The 16,024-nt window shown below is 72.4% G+C and carries 14 protein-coding genes and 1 tRNA gene; 10 read left to right on the forward strand and 5 right to left on the reverse strand.

The annotated features are described in order from the left end of the window. Window positions 1-6 precede the first annotated feature (6 nt). Both ACIA8R_RS09325 and ACIA8R_RS09330 read right to left on the reverse strand, forming a co-directional pair. The gene (locus ACIA8R_RS09325; RefSeq protein ID WP_357699255.1) at window positions 7-759 is read right to left on the reverse strand and encodes an SDR family oxidoreductase; all 753 of its coding nucleotides are present in this window, start codon (window positions 757-759) and stop codon (window positions 7-9) included. A gap of 161 nt (window positions 760-920) precedes the next feature. Continuing rightward, entirely contained in the window at window positions 921-1,958 is a 1,038-nt protein-coding gene (locus ACIA8R_RS09330; RefSeq protein WP_357699253.1) for a phosphotransferase family protein, read from the reverse strand. A 157-nt stretch (window positions 1,959-2,115) separates the two neighbouring features. Between ACIA8R_RS09330 and ACIA8R_RS09335 the strand changes: the two genes are divergently transcribed. Continuing rightward, entirely contained in the window at window positions 2,116-3,198 is a 1,083-nt protein-coding gene (locus ACIA8R_RS09335) for a GNAT family N-acetyltransferase (RefSeq protein WP_364084569.1), read from the forward strand. Continuing rightward, window positions 3,195-4,325 carry a DegT/DnrJ/EryC1/StrS family aminotransferase gene (locus ACIA8R_RS09340; protein WP_357699249.1) on the forward strand — a complete coding sequence of 377 codons (1,131 nt, stop codon included), beginning with the start codon at window positions 3,195-3,197 and terminating at the stop codon, window positions 4,323-4,325. Before ACIA8R_RS09335 ends, ACIA8R_RS09340 begins: the two co-directional genes overlap by 4 nt. Here ACIA8R_RS09340 and ACIA8R_RS09345 read toward each other — a convergent pair. Together ACIA8R_RS09345 and ACIA8R_RS09350 are read right to left on the reverse strand one after the other, a co-directional pair. Next, entirely contained in the window at window positions 4,297-5,016 is a 720-nt protein-coding gene (locus ACIA8R_RS09345) for a hypothetical protein (RefSeq protein ID WP_364084575.1), read from the reverse strand. The two genes, ACIA8R_RS09340 and ACIA8R_RS09345, sit on opposite strands and share 29 nt — an antisense overlap. 41 nt (window positions 5,017-5,057) lie before the next feature. After that, window positions 5,058-6,452, reverse strand: a complete 1,395-nt coding sequence (locus tag ACIA8R_RS09350) for a PLP-dependent aminotransferase family protein (RefSeq protein WP_397037567.1) — start codon at window positions 6,450-6,452, stop codon at window positions 5,058-5,060. 71 nt (window positions 6,453-6,523) lie between these two features. Here ACIA8R_RS09350 and ACIA8R_RS09355 point away from each other — a divergent pair, with 71 nt between their 5' ends. The 8 genes from ACIA8R_RS09355 (at window position 6,524) to ACIA8R_RS09390 (ending at window position 15,258) form a co-directional block, all read left to right on the forward strand. After that, window positions 6,524-7,162, forward strand: a complete 639-nt coding sequence (locus ACIA8R_RS09355) for a pyridoxamine 5'-phosphate oxidase family protein (RefSeq protein WP_357699243.1) — start codon at window positions 6,524-6,526, stop codon at window positions 7,160-7,162. A gap of 85 nt (window positions 7,163-7,247) precedes the next feature. Further along, entirely contained in the window at window positions 7,248-9,617 is a 2,370-nt protein-coding gene (locus tag ACIA8R_RS09360; protein WP_397037569.1) for a serine/threonine-protein kinase, read from the forward strand. 114 nt (window positions 9,618-9,731) lie between these two features. Next, window positions 9,732-11,411 (forward strand): protein kinase, encoded by a 1,680-nt coding sequence (locus ACIA8R_RS09365; protein WP_397037571.1) that lies wholly within the window; start codon window positions 9,732-9,734, stop codon window positions 11,409-11,411. Between the two features lie 22 nt (window positions 11,412-11,433). Next, a complete protein-coding gene (locus tag ACIA8R_RS09370; RefSeq protein WP_397037575.1) occupies window positions 11,434-12,858 on the forward strand; it encodes a hypothetical protein in 1,425 nt (474 codons plus the stop codon). Window positions 12,859-12,904: 46 nt separating this feature from the next. Next, the gene (locus ACIA8R_RS09375; protein ID WP_357699235.1) at window positions 12,905-14,062 is read left to right on the forward strand and encodes a DUF2510 domain-containing protein; all 1,158 of its coding nucleotides are present in this window, start codon (window positions 12,905-12,907) and stop codon (window positions 14,060-14,062) included. A 69-nt stretch (window positions 14,063-14,131) separates the two neighbouring features. Next, the gene (orn, locus tag ACIA8R_RS09380; RefSeq protein ID WP_357699233.1) at window positions 14,132-14,725 is read left to right on the forward strand and encodes an oligoribonuclease; all 594 of its coding nucleotides are present in this window, start codon (window positions 14,132-14,134) and stop codon (window positions 14,723-14,725) included. A 68-nt stretch (window positions 14,726-14,793) separates the two neighbouring features. Continuing rightward, a tRNA-His gene (locus ACIA8R_RS09385) sits at window positions 14,794-14,869 on the forward strand. A gap of 155 nt (window positions 14,870-15,024) precedes the next feature. Beyond that, window positions 15,025-15,258 (forward strand): helix-turn-helix transcriptional regulator, encoded by a 234-nt coding sequence (locus ACIA8R_RS09390; RefSeq protein WP_364084591.1) that lies wholly within the window; start codon window positions 15,025-15,027, stop codon window positions 15,256-15,258. Between the two features lie 13 nt (window positions 15,259-15,271). On the opposite strand, the gene ACIA8R_RS09395 is transcribed toward ACIA8R_RS09390, so the two are convergent. Next, window positions 15,272-15,943 carry a pyridoxamine 5'-phosphate oxidase family protein gene (locus ACIA8R_RS09395; RefSeq protein ID WP_364084594.1) on the reverse strand — a complete coding sequence of 224 codons (672 nt, stop codon included), beginning with the start codon at window positions 15,941-15,943 and terminating at the stop codon, window positions 15,272-15,274. Window positions 15,944-16,024 lie beyond the last annotated feature (81 nt).

The raw sequence follows: 16,024 nt of genomic DNA on the forward strand, positions 1-16,024 counted from the left end.
TTGACGTCAGTCGGAAGCGGGTGGCCGCTGACCGCCCGCGGGCCCGGGAACCCCCGAGTAACGGTACGGCACCGGCTGCCTACCCGGCTGCACGACGAGAAGGGTGCCCGGCGTCTCGGCGTAGAAGGCCGACTCGACGGCGGCGGCGACGTCCTCGGCCGTGAGCAGCGGGAATCCGGCGTTCACGAACATCTCCCGCGCGGCGGCCACCAGCGGAGTGTCGGTGAATCCGGGGCAGACGGCGTTGATCCGGATGTTCTGCTGGGACAGCGGCTCGGCCAGCGCCCGGACGAGTCCGACGACGGCGTGCTTGGTCATCGTGTAGATCGGGTCGCCGGCGAAGGCCACCAGCCCGGCCAGCGAGGACGTGGCCACGATCGCGCCGCCGCCCGACCTGGTCAGCAGCGGCACGCTGGCGCGCACGCCGAAGACGACGCCGTCCACGTTCACGCCGACGATCGCGCGGTAGCGGTCCAGGTCGAAGTCCGCGAGGTCGACGCCGCCGGAGATGCCGGCGTTGAGGTGCACCAGGTCGAGGCGGCCGTACCGCTGCTCGGCGAGCGCGACGGCCTCCAGCGAGGCTTCCTCGTTGCTGACGTCGGCGGCCAGCCACGCGCCCTCGACCTCCTTGGCCAGCCGCTCGACCCCCTCGGCGTCGCGGTCGACGAGGACGCACTTCGCGCCGCCCGACGACAACCGCCGGGCCACCGCGGCGCCGATGCCGCTCGCCGCTCCGGTGATGAGTGCAACTGTGCTCATAACGCTCCTTGCGAGGGTCAGGGCTGGTCGAGCTTTGCGATAGGCGCGGAAGGTCGGGACTGGTCGAGCATCGCGATGGACGCGGAAGGTCGGGACTGGTCGAGCATCGCGCCGGGCGCGGGAGATCAGGACTGGTCGGGCATTGCGATGAACGCGGAAGGTCAGGGCTGGTCGAGCATGCGATGGGCGCGGGAGATCAGCGTCGGAACGGCCGCACCGATGCGGTCGAACCCCTCCCCCACGGTCTTACCCTGCTTGAACCGGGCGTGGATACCCTCCACGATGACCGCGAGCTTGAAATTGCCAAAGGCCACATAGAACCCAAGGTCCGAAATATCGCGACCTGACACTTTCCCGTAGTGGGCGGCGAACTCGGCGGCGTTCATGAACCCCGGCGCCACCGTCACGTCCCCCGACACCGGGATGCGGGCCCGCTCGTCGTCCCCGCGATCGTGCCAGTACGTCAGCGTCAGCCCCAGGTCGGCCAGCGGGTCGCCGAGCGTGGACATCTCCCAGTCGACCACGGCCATGATCTCGATCTCGGCCGGCGGCGGCGCCAGGCGCACCAGCGTGTTGTCGAGCCGGTAGTCGCCGTGCACCAACGTGCTGTCGGACGTGACGGGCAGCCGCTCGCGCAGCCGCCGTACGAGGCTGTCGTAGTCGGGCAGGTCTGCGGTCTTCGACCGTTCCCACTGCTGGCACCACCGGTCGAGCTGCCGGGCCATGTACCCCTCGGGCCGGCCGAAGTCGCCGAGGCCCACCTCGCGGTAGTCCACGGCGTGGATGGCGGCCAGCACCTCGGCCAGCCGCTCCGACAGCCGCCGCGTCTGGGCCGGCGTCGGCTCGCCCAGCTCGGCCCTGGTCTGGACGGCGGCGCCCGGCACGTACCCCATGACGTAGAACGGCGCCCCGACCACCTCTTCGTCGGCGCAGAAGGCGACCGGCTCGGGCACCGGGACGGGCGTCTGCGCGAGCGCGGAGATGACCCGCCACTCCCGCCGCATGTCGTGGGCGGTGGGCAGCACGTGACCCAGCGGCGGCCTGCGCAGCACCAGCCGGCGCTCGCGCGCCTCCACCAGGTAGGTCAGGTTCGACCTGCCTCCGGAGATCAGCGAGACGGACAGCGGCTCCCCCGCGTCCGGCACGTTCAGGCCCAGCCACGAGACCAGCCGGGGCCAGTCGATCCCTGGTACGGTCATGGAAACACATTAGAACGCCACTCGGTCCTGAAAGCCAGCTGAGAGTTGCATAACAGTAGGCCCGGCCTAGCCCAGGCATGGATTCTCATCCTTTAATCTGGCCATACACCTCTGACCGCATGCTGGTCAGATCGTGGTAAGCCGACAGTAGGAGCCCATGCGCGTCACCGTTGCCCACCCTCGCGAACTGGGACAGCCCGAGATCAGCCGATGGCGCGCCCTTCAGGAGTCGGACGCCGCCTTCGACAACCCCTTCCTGTCCCCGGAGTTCACGGTCACGGTGGGCGATCTGCGGGATCCTGTCCGGGTGGCCATCCTGTACGACGGGCCGGACATCGTCGGCTTCTTCCCCTTCGAACGTCATCCGCTGGGCATCGGCAAGCCGGTCGCCGCGGGGCTCACCGACGCGCAGGGCCTGGTCCACGCCAAGGGGTTCGACCTCGACCCGCACCGCCTGATCAAGGCGTGCGGGCTGTCGGTCTACGAGTTCGACCACCTGGTCGCGGGCCAGCCGCTGCTCGACGGGCGGCACACCACGCACCCCTCGCCGATCATCGACCTGCGCGACGGCTACGGCCCCTACACCGAGACGCTGAAGGCCCAGTCCGGCAAGACGTACAAGTCGACCCTGGCCAAGTCGCGCAAGCTGCAGCGCGAGGCGGGCGCGCTGCGCCACGACTACGCGATCACCGACACCGGGCCGCTGCAGACGCTGCTCGGCTGGAAGACCGACCAGTACCGGCGTACCGGGCGCACCGACCGGTTCGCCCAGCGGTGGATCGTCGAGCTGGTCGAGCGGCTGCTCGCGACCCAATCCGACGGCTTCGCCGGCGTGCTCGACATGGTCTACGTCGACGACGTGCCCGTGGCCGGGCACTTCGGGGTGCGCACCCGTACGACGCTGGCCGGCTGGTTCCCGGCCTACGACACGCAGTTCGCCAAGTACTCCCCCGGGCTCATCCACCACCTGGCGATGGCCGAGGCGGCCGCCGCCTCGGGCGTCCAGGTGATCGACATGGGCCGGGGCGAGAAGGAGTACAAGGACAAGCTGAAGAACGGCCAGTACGAGGTGGCCGAGGGCCGGGTGGCCAGGGCCGGGGTGGCGGCCGGGGTCCACTGGATGATGCGGGTGCCGGTGCGCAAGACGCGCGCCACGGTGATGGCCAACCCGCTGCTGCTCAAGACCGCGGACAAAGCGTTGAAAACCTTTGGGCGACTGCGTACCGTCCTACAAGGGTGAGACTCATCGCGGAGCGCACCGGACGGCACTGCCTGTCGCTCCCCTCCAACCGCCTCGGCCTCTACCTCGCGCTGCGCCACTGGTGCCTGCCGGGTCAGCGGCTGCTCATGTCGCCGATCTCGGCCGACGAGATCCTCTTCCTGGTGCTGGCGGCCGGCCTGCGGCCGGTGATCGCGCCGCTGAACCCGCGTGACGGCAACATCGACGTCTCCCGCGCCGACCTGTCCACCGTGGACGCCGTCCTGACCACGAACCTGTACGGCCTGCCCGACCAGGTGTCCGCCTTCGCGGGAAAAATCCTGATCGAGGACGTGGCCCACGCCCTGGAGACCGCTCCCGGCGGGCGTCCGCTGGGCACGTTCGGCCAGGCGGGGGTCTTCAGCCTGTCCAAGCATCCGGGGGCGGGCTCGGGCGGCGTGCTGGCCGTGACCGACCGCGCCGACCTCGAAGCGCTCGAACGCGCCCGCGACGAACTGCTCGTCCCCGGCGCGCTCCGCGCCGACCTGGTCAGCGTCGCCACGTCCATGGCCCGGCAGGCGGCGCTCCGGCTCGGCCTCGTACGGCCCGCGCTCGCGCTCATGCGCGCCCTCGGCATGCAGGAGGAGCGCGAGGGCTACCGCATCGCCCTGGAGGCCGACGCGCTGGAGCTGGCGCTCAAGCAGGTGCCCGCGCTGCCGCCGTTCGACCCGTGGGTACGCGCCGACCTGGCGGCCTACCGCGCCCGGCGGGGGCGGCTGGTCGGCTGGTACCAGTCCAGGCGCCTGGCCAAGGTGCCCGGCGAGCGGGCGCGGCGGCTGGCCGGGATCGCCCGGCTGGCCGAGCTGCCCACGGTGGCGCCCGCCGTGCTGGACAACCTCGATCAGCCGCTGTTCCGCGTCCCGCTGCTGGTGCGCGACCGGGACGCGGCCGTCGCCGAGCTGGAGCGCCGCGGGGTGGCCACCGGCTACCTGTACGACCCGCCGTACGACGACTACGCCCCCGGCTTCACCGACGCCTCGCCGGACCCGGGCCCCGCCCGCTGGTGGGCCCGGCACGTGCTGCCCGTCGACCCGGTGTACGTGTCCCGTTCCCTGCCCGTGCTGCGCACTCTTGAGCCGCCTACGCGGGGTCCGCGCGAACCAGCCTGAGGAACGCGCGCAGTCCGGTGATGATCTCCTGGTTGTCGTTCAGGCCGTCCACGGTCTCCTCGAAGCGGCGGGCCATCAGCGTGATGCGGCGGGCCAGGTCGTGGTCGGCCTGCTCCAGACCGGCCCTGGCGGCCGCGAGCTCGCCGCCGAGCTCCTCGACCTGCCCGGCGAGCCGTTCGGAGGCGGCGGTCAGCGTCTCGACCTGGCCGCGCAGCGCGATCACGTCGAGGCGCGGGTAGCGGACCTCGCCGCCGAGGGTCCTGACCCGCTCGCGCAGGTGCGCGACGTAGGCCCCGGCCGGCCGGAACGCGGTGGCCAGCAGGTAGAACCCGGCGAAGTAGTAGCCGACCTGCCGGCCGGAGAAGAACGTGACGACCGCGACCACGACGGCCGAGACCACGTGCCCGGCGACCGCGAGGACGAGCATGCGGCGGGCGATCGTCCTGGCCTCCTCCTCGCGGTGGGCCGGGACCTCGATGCCCGACTCGCGGGAGACCGCGATGTCGTGCACCACCTGCCGGGCGGCGAAGGACAGGTTCCACGGGAAGGTCAGCAGGACGACCAGCCAGAACAGGCAGACCGCGCCCAGGCCCAGCGACAGCAACGTGGACAGGGGCACGCCCGCGTGGAGCACGAGCCAGGCGGTGACCGCCGTGACGAGCAACGAGATCAGCAGGAGCCAGGGTTTCATGCCCGCCACCCTGCCGACGGCGGGACGTCCGCCGCCAGCGCTCAGATACTCAATCCGCCCTGAGCATCCCGGATCAGGCCGGCCAGCACCGCGCAGCCGCGCCGGACGTCCCTGAGCGAGGCCGAGCCGTAGCCGAGGACCAGGCCGTGCAGGCGGGCGCGGTCGTGGTGGTGGCGGTCGGCGGGGTCGAGCAGCACGCCGCGCTCCCTGGCCCGGTCGACGACCCCCTGGACGTCGCCCGCCGGCAGCTCGGCCAGCACGTGCAGGCCGGCGGTGTCACCGCGCAGGCGGCAGACCGGGCCGAGGATCTCCACGATGGCGGCCCGGCGGCGGGCGTACTCCAGGCGCATCCTGCGCAGGTGGCGATCGAGGTCGCCGCGTTCCAGGAGAGTGGCGACGGCGTGCTGCACCGGGCCGCTGGTGCGGTCGGACATCATGTCGCGGACGGCGGCGATCCGGCTCACCAGGTCGGGCGTGCCGACCAGCCAGCCGACGCCGACGTCGGGCGAGAGGGTCTTGGACAGGCTGCCGAGCAGCACGACGCGGGTGGGGTCGAGGCCGAAGAGGGCCGGCAGGGGGGCGACGTCGTAGCGGAACTCGCCGTCGTAGTCGTCCTCGACGATCGTGGCGCCGGTGCTCCTGGCCCAGGACAGCAGGCGTTCCCTGCGCGGGATCGGCAGCCGGCCGCCCAGCGGGTACTGGTGGGCCGGGGTGGTGTAGAGGACGCGCAGGTCGCGCGGGAGGCCGTCGACGATCACGCCGTCCTCGTCGACCGGGCAGGGCACGACCTCGGCGCCCCTGGCCGCGAACACCGTGCGGGCCACGTGGTAGCCCGGGTCCTCGACGCCCGCGCGTCCGCCGCCGGACAGCAGGGCCAGCGCGCACAGGTCGAGGCCGTTGCCGGTGCCCCTGGTGACCAGGACGTTCTCCGGGCCGACGGCCATGCCTCTGGCCCTGCGCAGGTGGTCGGCGAGCAGCTCGCGCAGGCGCGGCAGGCCGTGGGGGTCGGGCGAGTCGCCGGGCGGCAGCTCGCCGGCCCTGCGCCAGGCCCGCTTCCAGGCGGCCCGGTCGTAGTCGCGCACCCAGGGGTCGCCGGGACGCAGGTCGATCCACTCCCCCTGGGGGCGGCGGGCGGGCGGCGCCGGCTCGTACCGGCTCTCGCGGGGCGGGACGTGCGACTCCATGGCCGCCACGAACGTGCCGGACCCGTGGCGCCCCTCCAGCCAGCCCTCGGCGTAGAGCTGCTGGTACGCCTCGGTGACGACCGTCCGGCTGACCTTGAGCTGGTCGGCCAGCGCCCGCGTGGACGGCAACCGCTCGCCCGGCGCGAGCGCGCCGCCCATCATGGCGCGGCGCAGCCAGTCGGCGAGCTGGGTGGTCAGCGGGACGGCCGAGCCGCGGGACAGGGATACGGGCAGGTCAACGTTGGTGCGCACGGAAGTGGTCTCTAGGAAGGGTGGGTTAGTGGCCCTACAGGATAGGTCCACTTCGCGACTAGCGTCGAATCATGCTCTCCTCCACCCCGCGCACGACCCTCGGCCGAGAGAAGCACCGCGGCAGCACCGACAGGAACGACCTCTACGAGGTGCTCGACGCCGGGCTGGTCTGCCACCTGGGCGTGCTGGCCGACGGCTGTCCCATGGTCGTGCCCACCGGCTACGGCAGGATCGGCGACACCCTCTACCTGCACGGCTCCACCGGCGCCCGGTCGCTGCGGGCCGGCGACGGCGACGAGGTGTGCGTCACGGTCACCCACGTGGACGGCATCGTGCTGGCCCGTTCGGTCTTCAACCACTCCGTCAACTACCGTTCGGCGATCGTCTACGGCCGGGCCCGGCTGGTCACCGATCCCGACGAGCGGCTGGCGGCGCTGCGGGCGCTCACCGAGCAGCTCGCCCCCGGCCAGTGGGACTACGTCCGCCCGCCCACGCGCAAGGAGCTGGCCGCCACGGCCGTGCTGGCCCTGTCGCTGGCGGAGGCGTCGGTCAAGATCCGCCAGGGGGCTCCGGAGGACGACGAGGAGGACTATGCGCTTCCGGTCTGGGCCGGGGTGCATCCGCTGGTCACGACCTGGGGCGAACCGCAACCGGATCCGGCACTTCCAGAAGGTATCGATATACCGGTTCACATCCTCCATCGGGAGTAGTTCCATAATTCCGGAACCACCTGGCAAACCCGACTCCTTGATCACGCGTCTCATCAGGTGGGCCGGCTCCTGATGGGAGAGGGCGATGGAGTGGAGTGCTCCCGGTTACACGGAGATCAGACAGCTCGGCGCGGGCGCGAGCGGGCGCGTCGTGCTGGGCGTGCACGACGAGACGGGCGTGAAGGTCGCGATCAAGTACCTCTCCGAGGCACTGCTGCGCGACCCCGCCGCCCTGTCCCGTTTCCAGGCCGAGGCGCGGGTGCTGACCTCGCTGCGCGATCCCAACATCGCCACGATGTGGGAGTACATCCAGGAGCCGAACGGCGCCTGCATCGTGATGGAGCTGGTCAACGGCGTCTCGCTGCGCGCCCTGCTGCGTGAGAACGGCACGACCGAGCCCGAGGCGGCGCTGGTCGTGCTGAAGGGCTCGCTGCTGGGCCTGGCCAGGGCCCACAGGTCCGGGGTCGTGCACAAGGACTACAAGCCCGAGAACGTGCTCGTCCGCGACGACGGCATGAGCAAGCTCGTGGACTTCGGCGTCGCGGTGCCGCAGGGCACGGCCACGCATCCGGAGGGCACGCCGCCCTACATGGCGCCGGAGTTGTGGGCCGGCAGGCCCGCCTCCCCGGCGACCGACGTGTACGCGGCCACCGCGGTCTTCTTCGAGTGCCTGACCGGGCACCGGCCGTACCGGTCCACCGAGGCCAGCGTGCTCGGCTACCAGCACGTGCACGCCCCGGTGCCCTTCCACGACGCGCCCGAGCCGGTTCAGGAGCTCGTCCGGCGCGGCCTGGCCAAGGAGCCGCGGGACCGGCCGCAGAGCGCGCTGGCCTTCGTGGAGGAGCTGGAGGCCACGGCGCGGGCCGCGTACGGCGAGGACTGGGAGGAGCGCGGCCGGCGGCGCCTGGCCGCGCTGGTGGCCCTGCTCGCGCTGCTGCTGCCGACCCCGCCGCAGCCCACCCCCGAGGTCACCACGTCGCTGGCCAGGACGGTCTTCCGCGGCCTGCGTTCCAACGCGGTGCGGGTGGGCATGGGCACCGCCCTGGTGGCGGTGGTGACGGTGGCGGTGGTGGTCGCGCTCGCCGCCCGGCGGCAGCCGCCCGAGCAGCCGGTCGGCGCGGCCGTCGCGGTGCCGCCGGCCACGACCGAGGCGGTGGCCGCGCCGCCGGGCACCGAGGAGGCCGTGATCGCGCCGCCGAGGACGCCCGAGGCGACGCCGCGGACCTCGCCGGAGGGGCCGCCGTCCCCGTCGTCCTCGCCGGAACTGCTGCCGCCCCCGACGGCCCCCGCCTCGCGACCGCCCACCACCACCGCTGCCCCGCGCACGCCGACGCGTACACCGACGCCCACGCCCACGCCCACGCCCACGAGGAAGCCGACCAGGACCGCCACGCCGAAACCCCCGGTGACGCCCACCCCGACCCCCACGCCCACCCCGACCCCCACCCCGACGCCGACACCCGTCGCGACCGTCCTCGGGGTGAGCGTCGGTGACGTCACGGTCGACGACGACGGCGTCGCGCGCGCCTCCGTCACCGTCCGGACCGGCGGGGGCGCCGCCGTCACCGCCACCGGGACGTGGACCGCGCCGGGCGACGACGGCCGCGTCCAGCGGCTGCGGCTCAGCGGCGCGACCTCCTATACCCGCGCCTTCACCTGGGACCTCGGCGAACGTCCCTGCGGCCGGACCGTCACGCTGACCGTCGCAACCTCTCCCGCCGCGCCCGGCGGCCCCCGGTCGTCCTCGGTGTCGGTGCCGGCCTGCCCGACACGGGTGAGCGGGCTGTTCGTCTCGCTGGCGATGCCCGACGCGCCGGGGCTGACCGCGCGCGCCCAGGTCAGGGTGCTCGCCACCGGCGCCGGCGAGATCCCGGTCGAGGCCGCGTTCGCGGTGGACGGCGAGACCGTCGGCACCCGTACGGCGAGCCTGTCCGGCCGGACCGCCTACTCCCGCGTCTTCACCCACGCCTTCCGGTCGCGCCCCTGCGGCTCCACCCTCTCGGTACGGGTCCGCGCCGGCGACCGCGTCCTGACCGCCCGCACCGAGGTCGCCTGCCCGCCCGCCGTACGGAAGGTCTCGGTCGTCCGGGCCGGGCTGGGCGAGAACGGCCTGGTGGCGACCGTCTCGGTGGTCACGTCCGACGACCGGCCGGTGACGCTGGACGTGGGGTTCCTGATCGGCGGGGAATCGGTCGGCTCGGAGCGGGTCACGCTGTCCGGCGACACGACGTACACCAGGACGGTGAGCCGGGCGCTCAGGACCGTCCCGTGCGGCACCACCTGGACGGTCACGGCGAGCACGTCGCCCGCGGCGGACGGCGGCGCGGACCGGGCGACCGGGAAGACCCCGGAATGCCCTGGAGAAACCCCCAAGCCGGAAGAAACCCCAAAGCCACAGGAAACGCCCAAACCACAGGAAACCCCACAATCCAATAAGACCGACACAGCGGACTAACCTCGCAAATTCGGCCATATCGGCATATCGGTGGCGGGAAAGCCCTTCCCTCTGGTTAAGCTACGCAGCGTTTGATGCGGGTGGGGGCCCGATGACTCCAGAGGAGACCGTTTTATGTACGGCGAAGGGCAGTGGGGGGTCCCCGGCTACACCGAAGTCCGGGAACTGGGCAGCGGTGCCGCCGGCCGGGTGGTCCTGGCCGCGCGCGATCACGACGGCGTGGAAGTCGCCATCAAATACCTCAATGACGAGCTCAGGTCCGACATGGGCTTCGTGGCCAGGTTCCGGCACGAGGCCCGGCTGCTCGGCACCCTGCAGAGCTCGCACCACGCGCGCCTGATCGACTACGTCGAGTCGGGGCAGGGCGCGGCGATCGTCATGGAGCTGATCAACGGCGTCTCGCTGCGCGAGATCCTGCGCTCCGAGGGGCCGACCGGGCCCGAGGCCGCGCTGGTCGTGCTCAAGGGCTCGCTCCAGGGCCTGGCCGCCGCGCACGCGATCGGCGTCGTCCATCGCGACTTCAAGCCCGAGAACGTGATGGTCCAGGGCGACGGCGTCAGCAAGCTGGTGGACTTCGGCATCGCGGTCCGGGCCGGCGAGGGGGTCAGCGCCGCGGGCACGCCGCCGTACATGGCGCCGGAGCAGTGGATGGGCGGGGCCGCCGGGCCCGCGACCGACGTCTACGCCGCCACCGTCGTGTTCTTCGAGTGCCTGACCGGCACCCGGCCCTACCGGGCGCCGAACATCGCCGCGCTCGCCCGTCAGCACCAGAGCGCGCCGCCGCCCGTCGAGGAGGTGCCGACGGCGCTGCAGAACCTGGTCGAACGCGGCCTGGCCAAGCAGCCGGGCGAGCGGCCGCCGTCCGCCGAGGCGTTCCTGACCGAGCTGGAGGCCATCGCGGCCGAGGCGTACGGCGCCGACTGGGAGGAGCGCGGACGCCGCCGCCTGGCCGCGCTGGCGGGCCTGCTGATCCTGCTGTTCCCGAGCCCGCTGCACGATCCCGCCGAGACGCAGACCGCGCTCACCGAGACCCGCTTCCCCGACCCCGCCCGCCTGCTGAGCAAGCTCTCGGCCAAGGTGGCGATCGGCGCGGTGGCCGTGGGCGTGGTGGTGGCCGTGGGCGTGATCCTGGTCAACTCCTCCACCGACGAGCCGGTGCTGCGGGCCCAGACGAGCGAGGTCACGCCCACCGGAGCCGACCCGGTGATCGAGGACGAGCCCACGGACGACCCCACGGAGGAGCCGACCGCGACGCCCGAGGAGAGCACCCCGGAGCCGGACCCGACGCCGACGTCCGCGGACCCGGTGGCCTCGACCCCGCCGGCCGTCCTGCCGACGGCGTCGGCGTCGGCCTCGGCCTCGCCGTCCAGGACGCCCCGGCCGACCCCGACGCGGAAGCCGACCAGGCGGCCGGTCAGGACGCCGAAGCCGACCCCGACGGACTCCCCCGAGCCGGACATCACCGGCAGGAACAGCACGACCAGCGACGGCAGCAGGCCCACCACCGCCGCCCCCACGCGCACCCCGCCCCCGACGCCCCCGACCACCGCCCCGCCCACCAGGACGCCCCCGACCAGGACGCCCCCCACCAGCCCGCCGCCGTCGGAGACGGAGGAGCCCAGTCCGACCGGCACCCCGGGCGGCGGCGAAGGGGGCACCGAAACGCCCACCCTGGACAAGGTGGGCCAGGCTCAGGCCGGACTGCTCGCGCTCGGCCTGATGACGTCCGGCGCGGTTCCGGTCACACTTGCGGTGAAACGTCGCATGACGGGACGCCACAGGAAGCAGCGCTAGACGCGCCGGGGGGCCAAGGGGGATGGACAACCACAGGAACGGCATCGCCGGGTTCCGGCTGACCGAGCACACGTGGATGACCGAGCTGGGCAACTGGATCGACGCCATCTCGCCGGACGGCCGCAGGGCCGGGGCGCTGCTGTTCGACCCGCGGGTCATCGGCCGGCCCGGCGTCCGGGAGCGGGTGGTGAACACGGTCATGACCGACCAGCACCTCGTGCTGGGCGGCCTGGGCGGGCTGATCCCGGTGGCCGACGTGGTCGCGGCCGGCGACCAGGTGTGGCTGCTCACCGCGCAGGCGGTCAGCCCCACGCTGGCCGATCTGCTCTCCGGCGCGCCCATCGACCCGGCGGGGGCGGCGTCGGTGCTGATGGAGACCGGGCAGACGCTGCTCGCGCTGCACGCCGCCGGGGTCACGCACGGCTCGGTGCACCCCGGCACGGTGGTGATCACCGCCGAGGGGGCCGCGCTGCTGTCGGAGCGCGGCCTGTCCGACGCGATCCGCGGCCAGGTCTCGCCGCGCGAGCGGGACGCGGCGGGCTGGGCGTCGCTGGCCCGCGGGCTGGCCGCCTCGTTCACGCAGACCGCGCCGCGCGCCGCCGGCCTGTTCGAACGGGCCGCCGGCACGGCCACCACGCTCGGCCTCGACGCGGCCCGCGCCATGCTGAGCCAGGAACGCGCGGCGCTGCCCGGCGGCCTGATCAGCCGGGACGCGCTGGCCCGTGCGGCCCGCGGCCGGTCGGCGTTCGCGCAGGCGCCGTCGTTCGCCGCGCAGCCGCCGCCGGCGCCCCAGGACGAGGGCGACATCGTCACGCTGCTGCACGTGCCGTCGTCGGGGTCGTCGGGGACGCCGCCGCGCCTGCAGTTCGGGCCGGGGGTGGGCCCGGGAGCCGGCCCGGGCGCAGGGGCGGGGGCCGCCGGGACCGCGCAGCAGTACCGTCAGGAGACGACGGCCGAGCGGATCTGGCGCGAGGGACGTGACGGCGCGGCGACCGTCCACCAGCCGGAGAGGCGGTCCGGCGGCCGGGTGGCCAAGGTCTCGCGGCGACGGCGGCGGCGCACGATCCTGTCCACGGCGATCTTCGCGGTCGTCATGGCGGGCGCGATCGTGGCCTGGTTCCGGCTGACGGACGCCCCCGAGCTGGCGGTCCGGTCGATCGACGTGGTGGCGCCGAAGAAGACGCTGGGCTGCGACGGCGCGATCGTCCTCACCGCGACGGTGGTCACCAACGGAGGCGTGGGCGAGATCCGCTACGAGTGGCGCAAGAACCTGGACAAGGAGGTGGTCGAGGGCAGCCTGCGCACGAGCGCGGACAAGACGTCCTACTCGGTGCCGTTGCGCTGGACGTTGTCGGGCAAGAGCAACGTCAAGGCCACGGCCACGCTCAAGGTGCTCTCACCGGGCCCGGTGCGTACGGACAAGGCGAGCTTCACGTACAAGTGCTGACGTTCCCTGAATGCGCAACAAAGCGGTTCTTACTAATCTGACGGGCATGACCACGCAGACCCCCGCGGGCTGGTACCCCGACCCGTACGGAGAGCCGCAGCTCCGCTGGTGGGACGGCAACCAATGGACGGACGCCACCCACGCGCAGGAGCGGCAGCCTCAGCCGCAGCCGCAGCAGCCGTCCTCCGGGCCGCAGCCGGGCCCGGGGCCGCAGCCCCAGTCGTCCCCCGACTGGTCGGCCAGCCCGGCGAACCCCACTCTCCAGTACGGCCAGCCCACCTTCGGCCAGCCCCCCTACGGGCAGCCCGCGGCCGGACAGCAGCCCGCCCAGGGCCGTGCCGCCCACGGGCAGCCCACGCAGGGGCAGCCCGCCTTCGGGCAGCAGCCCACGCAGCAGCCCACGCAGTGGTCCGGCGGTCCGCTGCCCGGCCCCGGGCAGGCGCCGCCCAAGCAGGGCAACCCGCTGCCGTGGGTGTTCGGCGGACTGGCCGCGCTGGTCGTGGTCGCGCTGATCGTGGTCGCCGGGATCTTCTTCCTCAACCGGGGCGGCAGCACCCCGGTGGCCTCGCCCTCCACCGAGGAGTCGCAGCCGTTCCCGACCGAGGAGCCGCCCTCCGGCGGGCCGCCGACCGAGCTGCCCTCGCAGGGCGGCGAGCTGCCGCAGCCCCAGGACGGCCGCATCACCGACGCGCGGAGCGGCCTGTCCTACCTGGCGCCCGACGGCTGGAAGGTGCCCGCGTACGGCGACGTCAACGGCTCGGACCCGTCCCAGCAGATGTGGACGAGCGGCGTGCAGGCCAGCTCGCAGGAGAACTACGAGGGCGACAAGGACTGGATCGGCAACGCCTACGCGGGCCCGCTGGCCGGGCTCATCCCGTACGCGGGCGCCTCGGGGCTGGAGGAGACGAGCAAGGCGCTGTTCATGCAGTTCAGCACCGAGTTCTACGAGCCGCAGCACACGACCAAGATCATCGAGAACAAGGGCGTCAAGATCGGCGACCGCCAGGCGTGGGTGATGCAGTTCCAGCTCGACTTCACCGCCGTGGCGGAGAAGAACGGCTACAAGTGGAAGAAGGAGAACGCCGCGATCGTGCTCATGGACCGCGGGCCGGGGCAGCGTCCGACGCTGCTGTACATCTCCGTTCCCGACAATCTGGGCACCGACGTGGTCGGCAAGGTTCTCGGCTCCCTCAAGCCCGCGTAAGCGGGTGGCACTAGGCTGGTGGGGTAACAAGCGGGCGGATTGCTCCGAGCCGCTGGGCGAGGAGATCGAATGAGTGACGTGCTGGTCTGGATCGACTGCGAGATGACCGGGCTCGACCTGGGGCGCGACGCGCTGGTCGAGGTGGCGTGTGTCATCACCGACAGCGAGCTCAATCAGCTCGACGAAGGCGTCGACGTGGTCATCAAGCCGCCGCCGGAGTCGCTGGAGCAGATGTCGCAGGTGGTGCGCGAGATGCACACCGCCTCGGGCCTGCTGCCCGAGCTGCCGGGCGGCGTCACGCTGGCCGAGGCGGAGTCGCTCGTGCTCGACTACATCCGGCGTCACGTGCCGGAGGCGAAGAAGGCGCCGCTGTGCGGCAACTCGATCGGCACCGACCGCACGTTTATCGCCAGGGACATGCCCGGCGTCGACGGCTATCTCCACTACCGCATGGTCGACGTGTCGTCGATCAAGGAGCTGGCCCGCCGCTGGTACCCGCGGGTCTACTTCGCGGCCCCCGAGAAGCAGGGCGGCCACCGCGCGCTGGCCGACATCAAGGAGAGCATCAGGGAGCTGCGCTACTACCGCGCGGCGATCTTCGTGGCCCAGCCCGGGCCCGACTCGGCGACCGCCCGGCAACTCGCCGAGCGGGTCAGCGGCTAATTGGATGGCGTAAAGACTCCCGAACCCCGCTACACTTTTCCTGTGCCGCCACGGAACTGGCGGCCATGGTGGGTGTAGCTCAGTTGGCAGAGCGCCAGGTTGTGGTCCTGGATGTCGAGGGTTCAAGTCCCTTCACTCACCCCAAGCGCACAGCCGGTCCCTCGGGACCGGCTGTTGTCGTTTTCTCCCGACAACGCCCCCAAATCAGGACAATGCGAGTTATGCTCGCTGTCTACCGCTAACGCCGGAAGCACGGGGGCCATCGGCGATCAGACCGTCTGCGCGCCCCCGGAGGCCGGATGAGAGTCGACGACGCAGCGTTCGATAGCGTGCTCACGTCCTTGAGCAAACGCGAGGCCGAGGTCATGGACCTGATCGCCACGGGCCAGTCCAACGGCCAGATCGCCCAGCGCCTGTTCCTCAGCGAGAAGACCGTGAAGAACCACGTCAACCGGATCTACGCCAAGCTCGGCGTCGACTCCCGGGTGACGGCCATCGGGCTGTGGCTCTCGATCAGGAAGGACGGCGACTGATCGGCCGAGGCGTTCAGCCGGGCGCGATCCTGCGTCCGGTCAGGCGGGTGGGCCTGATCTTCAGGTAGTGCTGGCGCCGCCCGCCGGCCCACGGCTCGACGCCCGTGCTCTCCGCCTCCGCGCGTTCCCGCTCGGTCGTGACGTGGTGGAGCGAGCCGCGGACCAGCACGCTCCAGCCGCCCCGGGTCAGCTCCTCGATGCGGTCGACCTCGAACGCGACCTCGTACTCGACGTTCTCCACCCCTGTGTTCAGGTCCTCGTCGGTGCTGCCGCCCGCCACCGTGCGGAACACGATCGCCCCCTCGGACATGCGGAAGTTCACCGGCAGCACGGTCAGGCCGTAGCGGCCCTCGAAGGCGATCCGGCCCACTCCTCCGGACCGCAGCAGGCGCAGGCACTCCTCCTCGCCCAGCGGGAGCAGCGTCGGGTGCGCCGAGGCCGGGCCCACGCCGGCGGGCGTGTCCGCCACCTCCCCGAGCAGGCCCTCCACGGTCGTCTCCAGCGCCGCGGCCAGGCGGGTCAGGGCCTCGCGCACCGAGATGCCGGACTGGTCCTCCAGATAGGCGACGTAGCCGGCCGCCACGCCGGACCTGTCGGCCAGGTCCTGCCGGCTCAGGTTCAGCGATTCGCGGCGTTCGGCGATGCGGCGGCCCAGACGTTCCATCGTGGTCACTTGCTCAGACATACGAAATGCCCTACCCCGGATCTCCCCACTTCCCGGTGGTGTATCCGACAGAAATGGTTTAACCGATGCTCTCGGTGCCAT

Source organism: Nonomuraea sp. NPDC051191, assembly GCF_044455665.1.
Taxonomy (GTDB): Bacteria; Actinomycetota; Actinomycetes; order Streptosporangiales; family Streptosporangiaceae; genus Nonomuraea.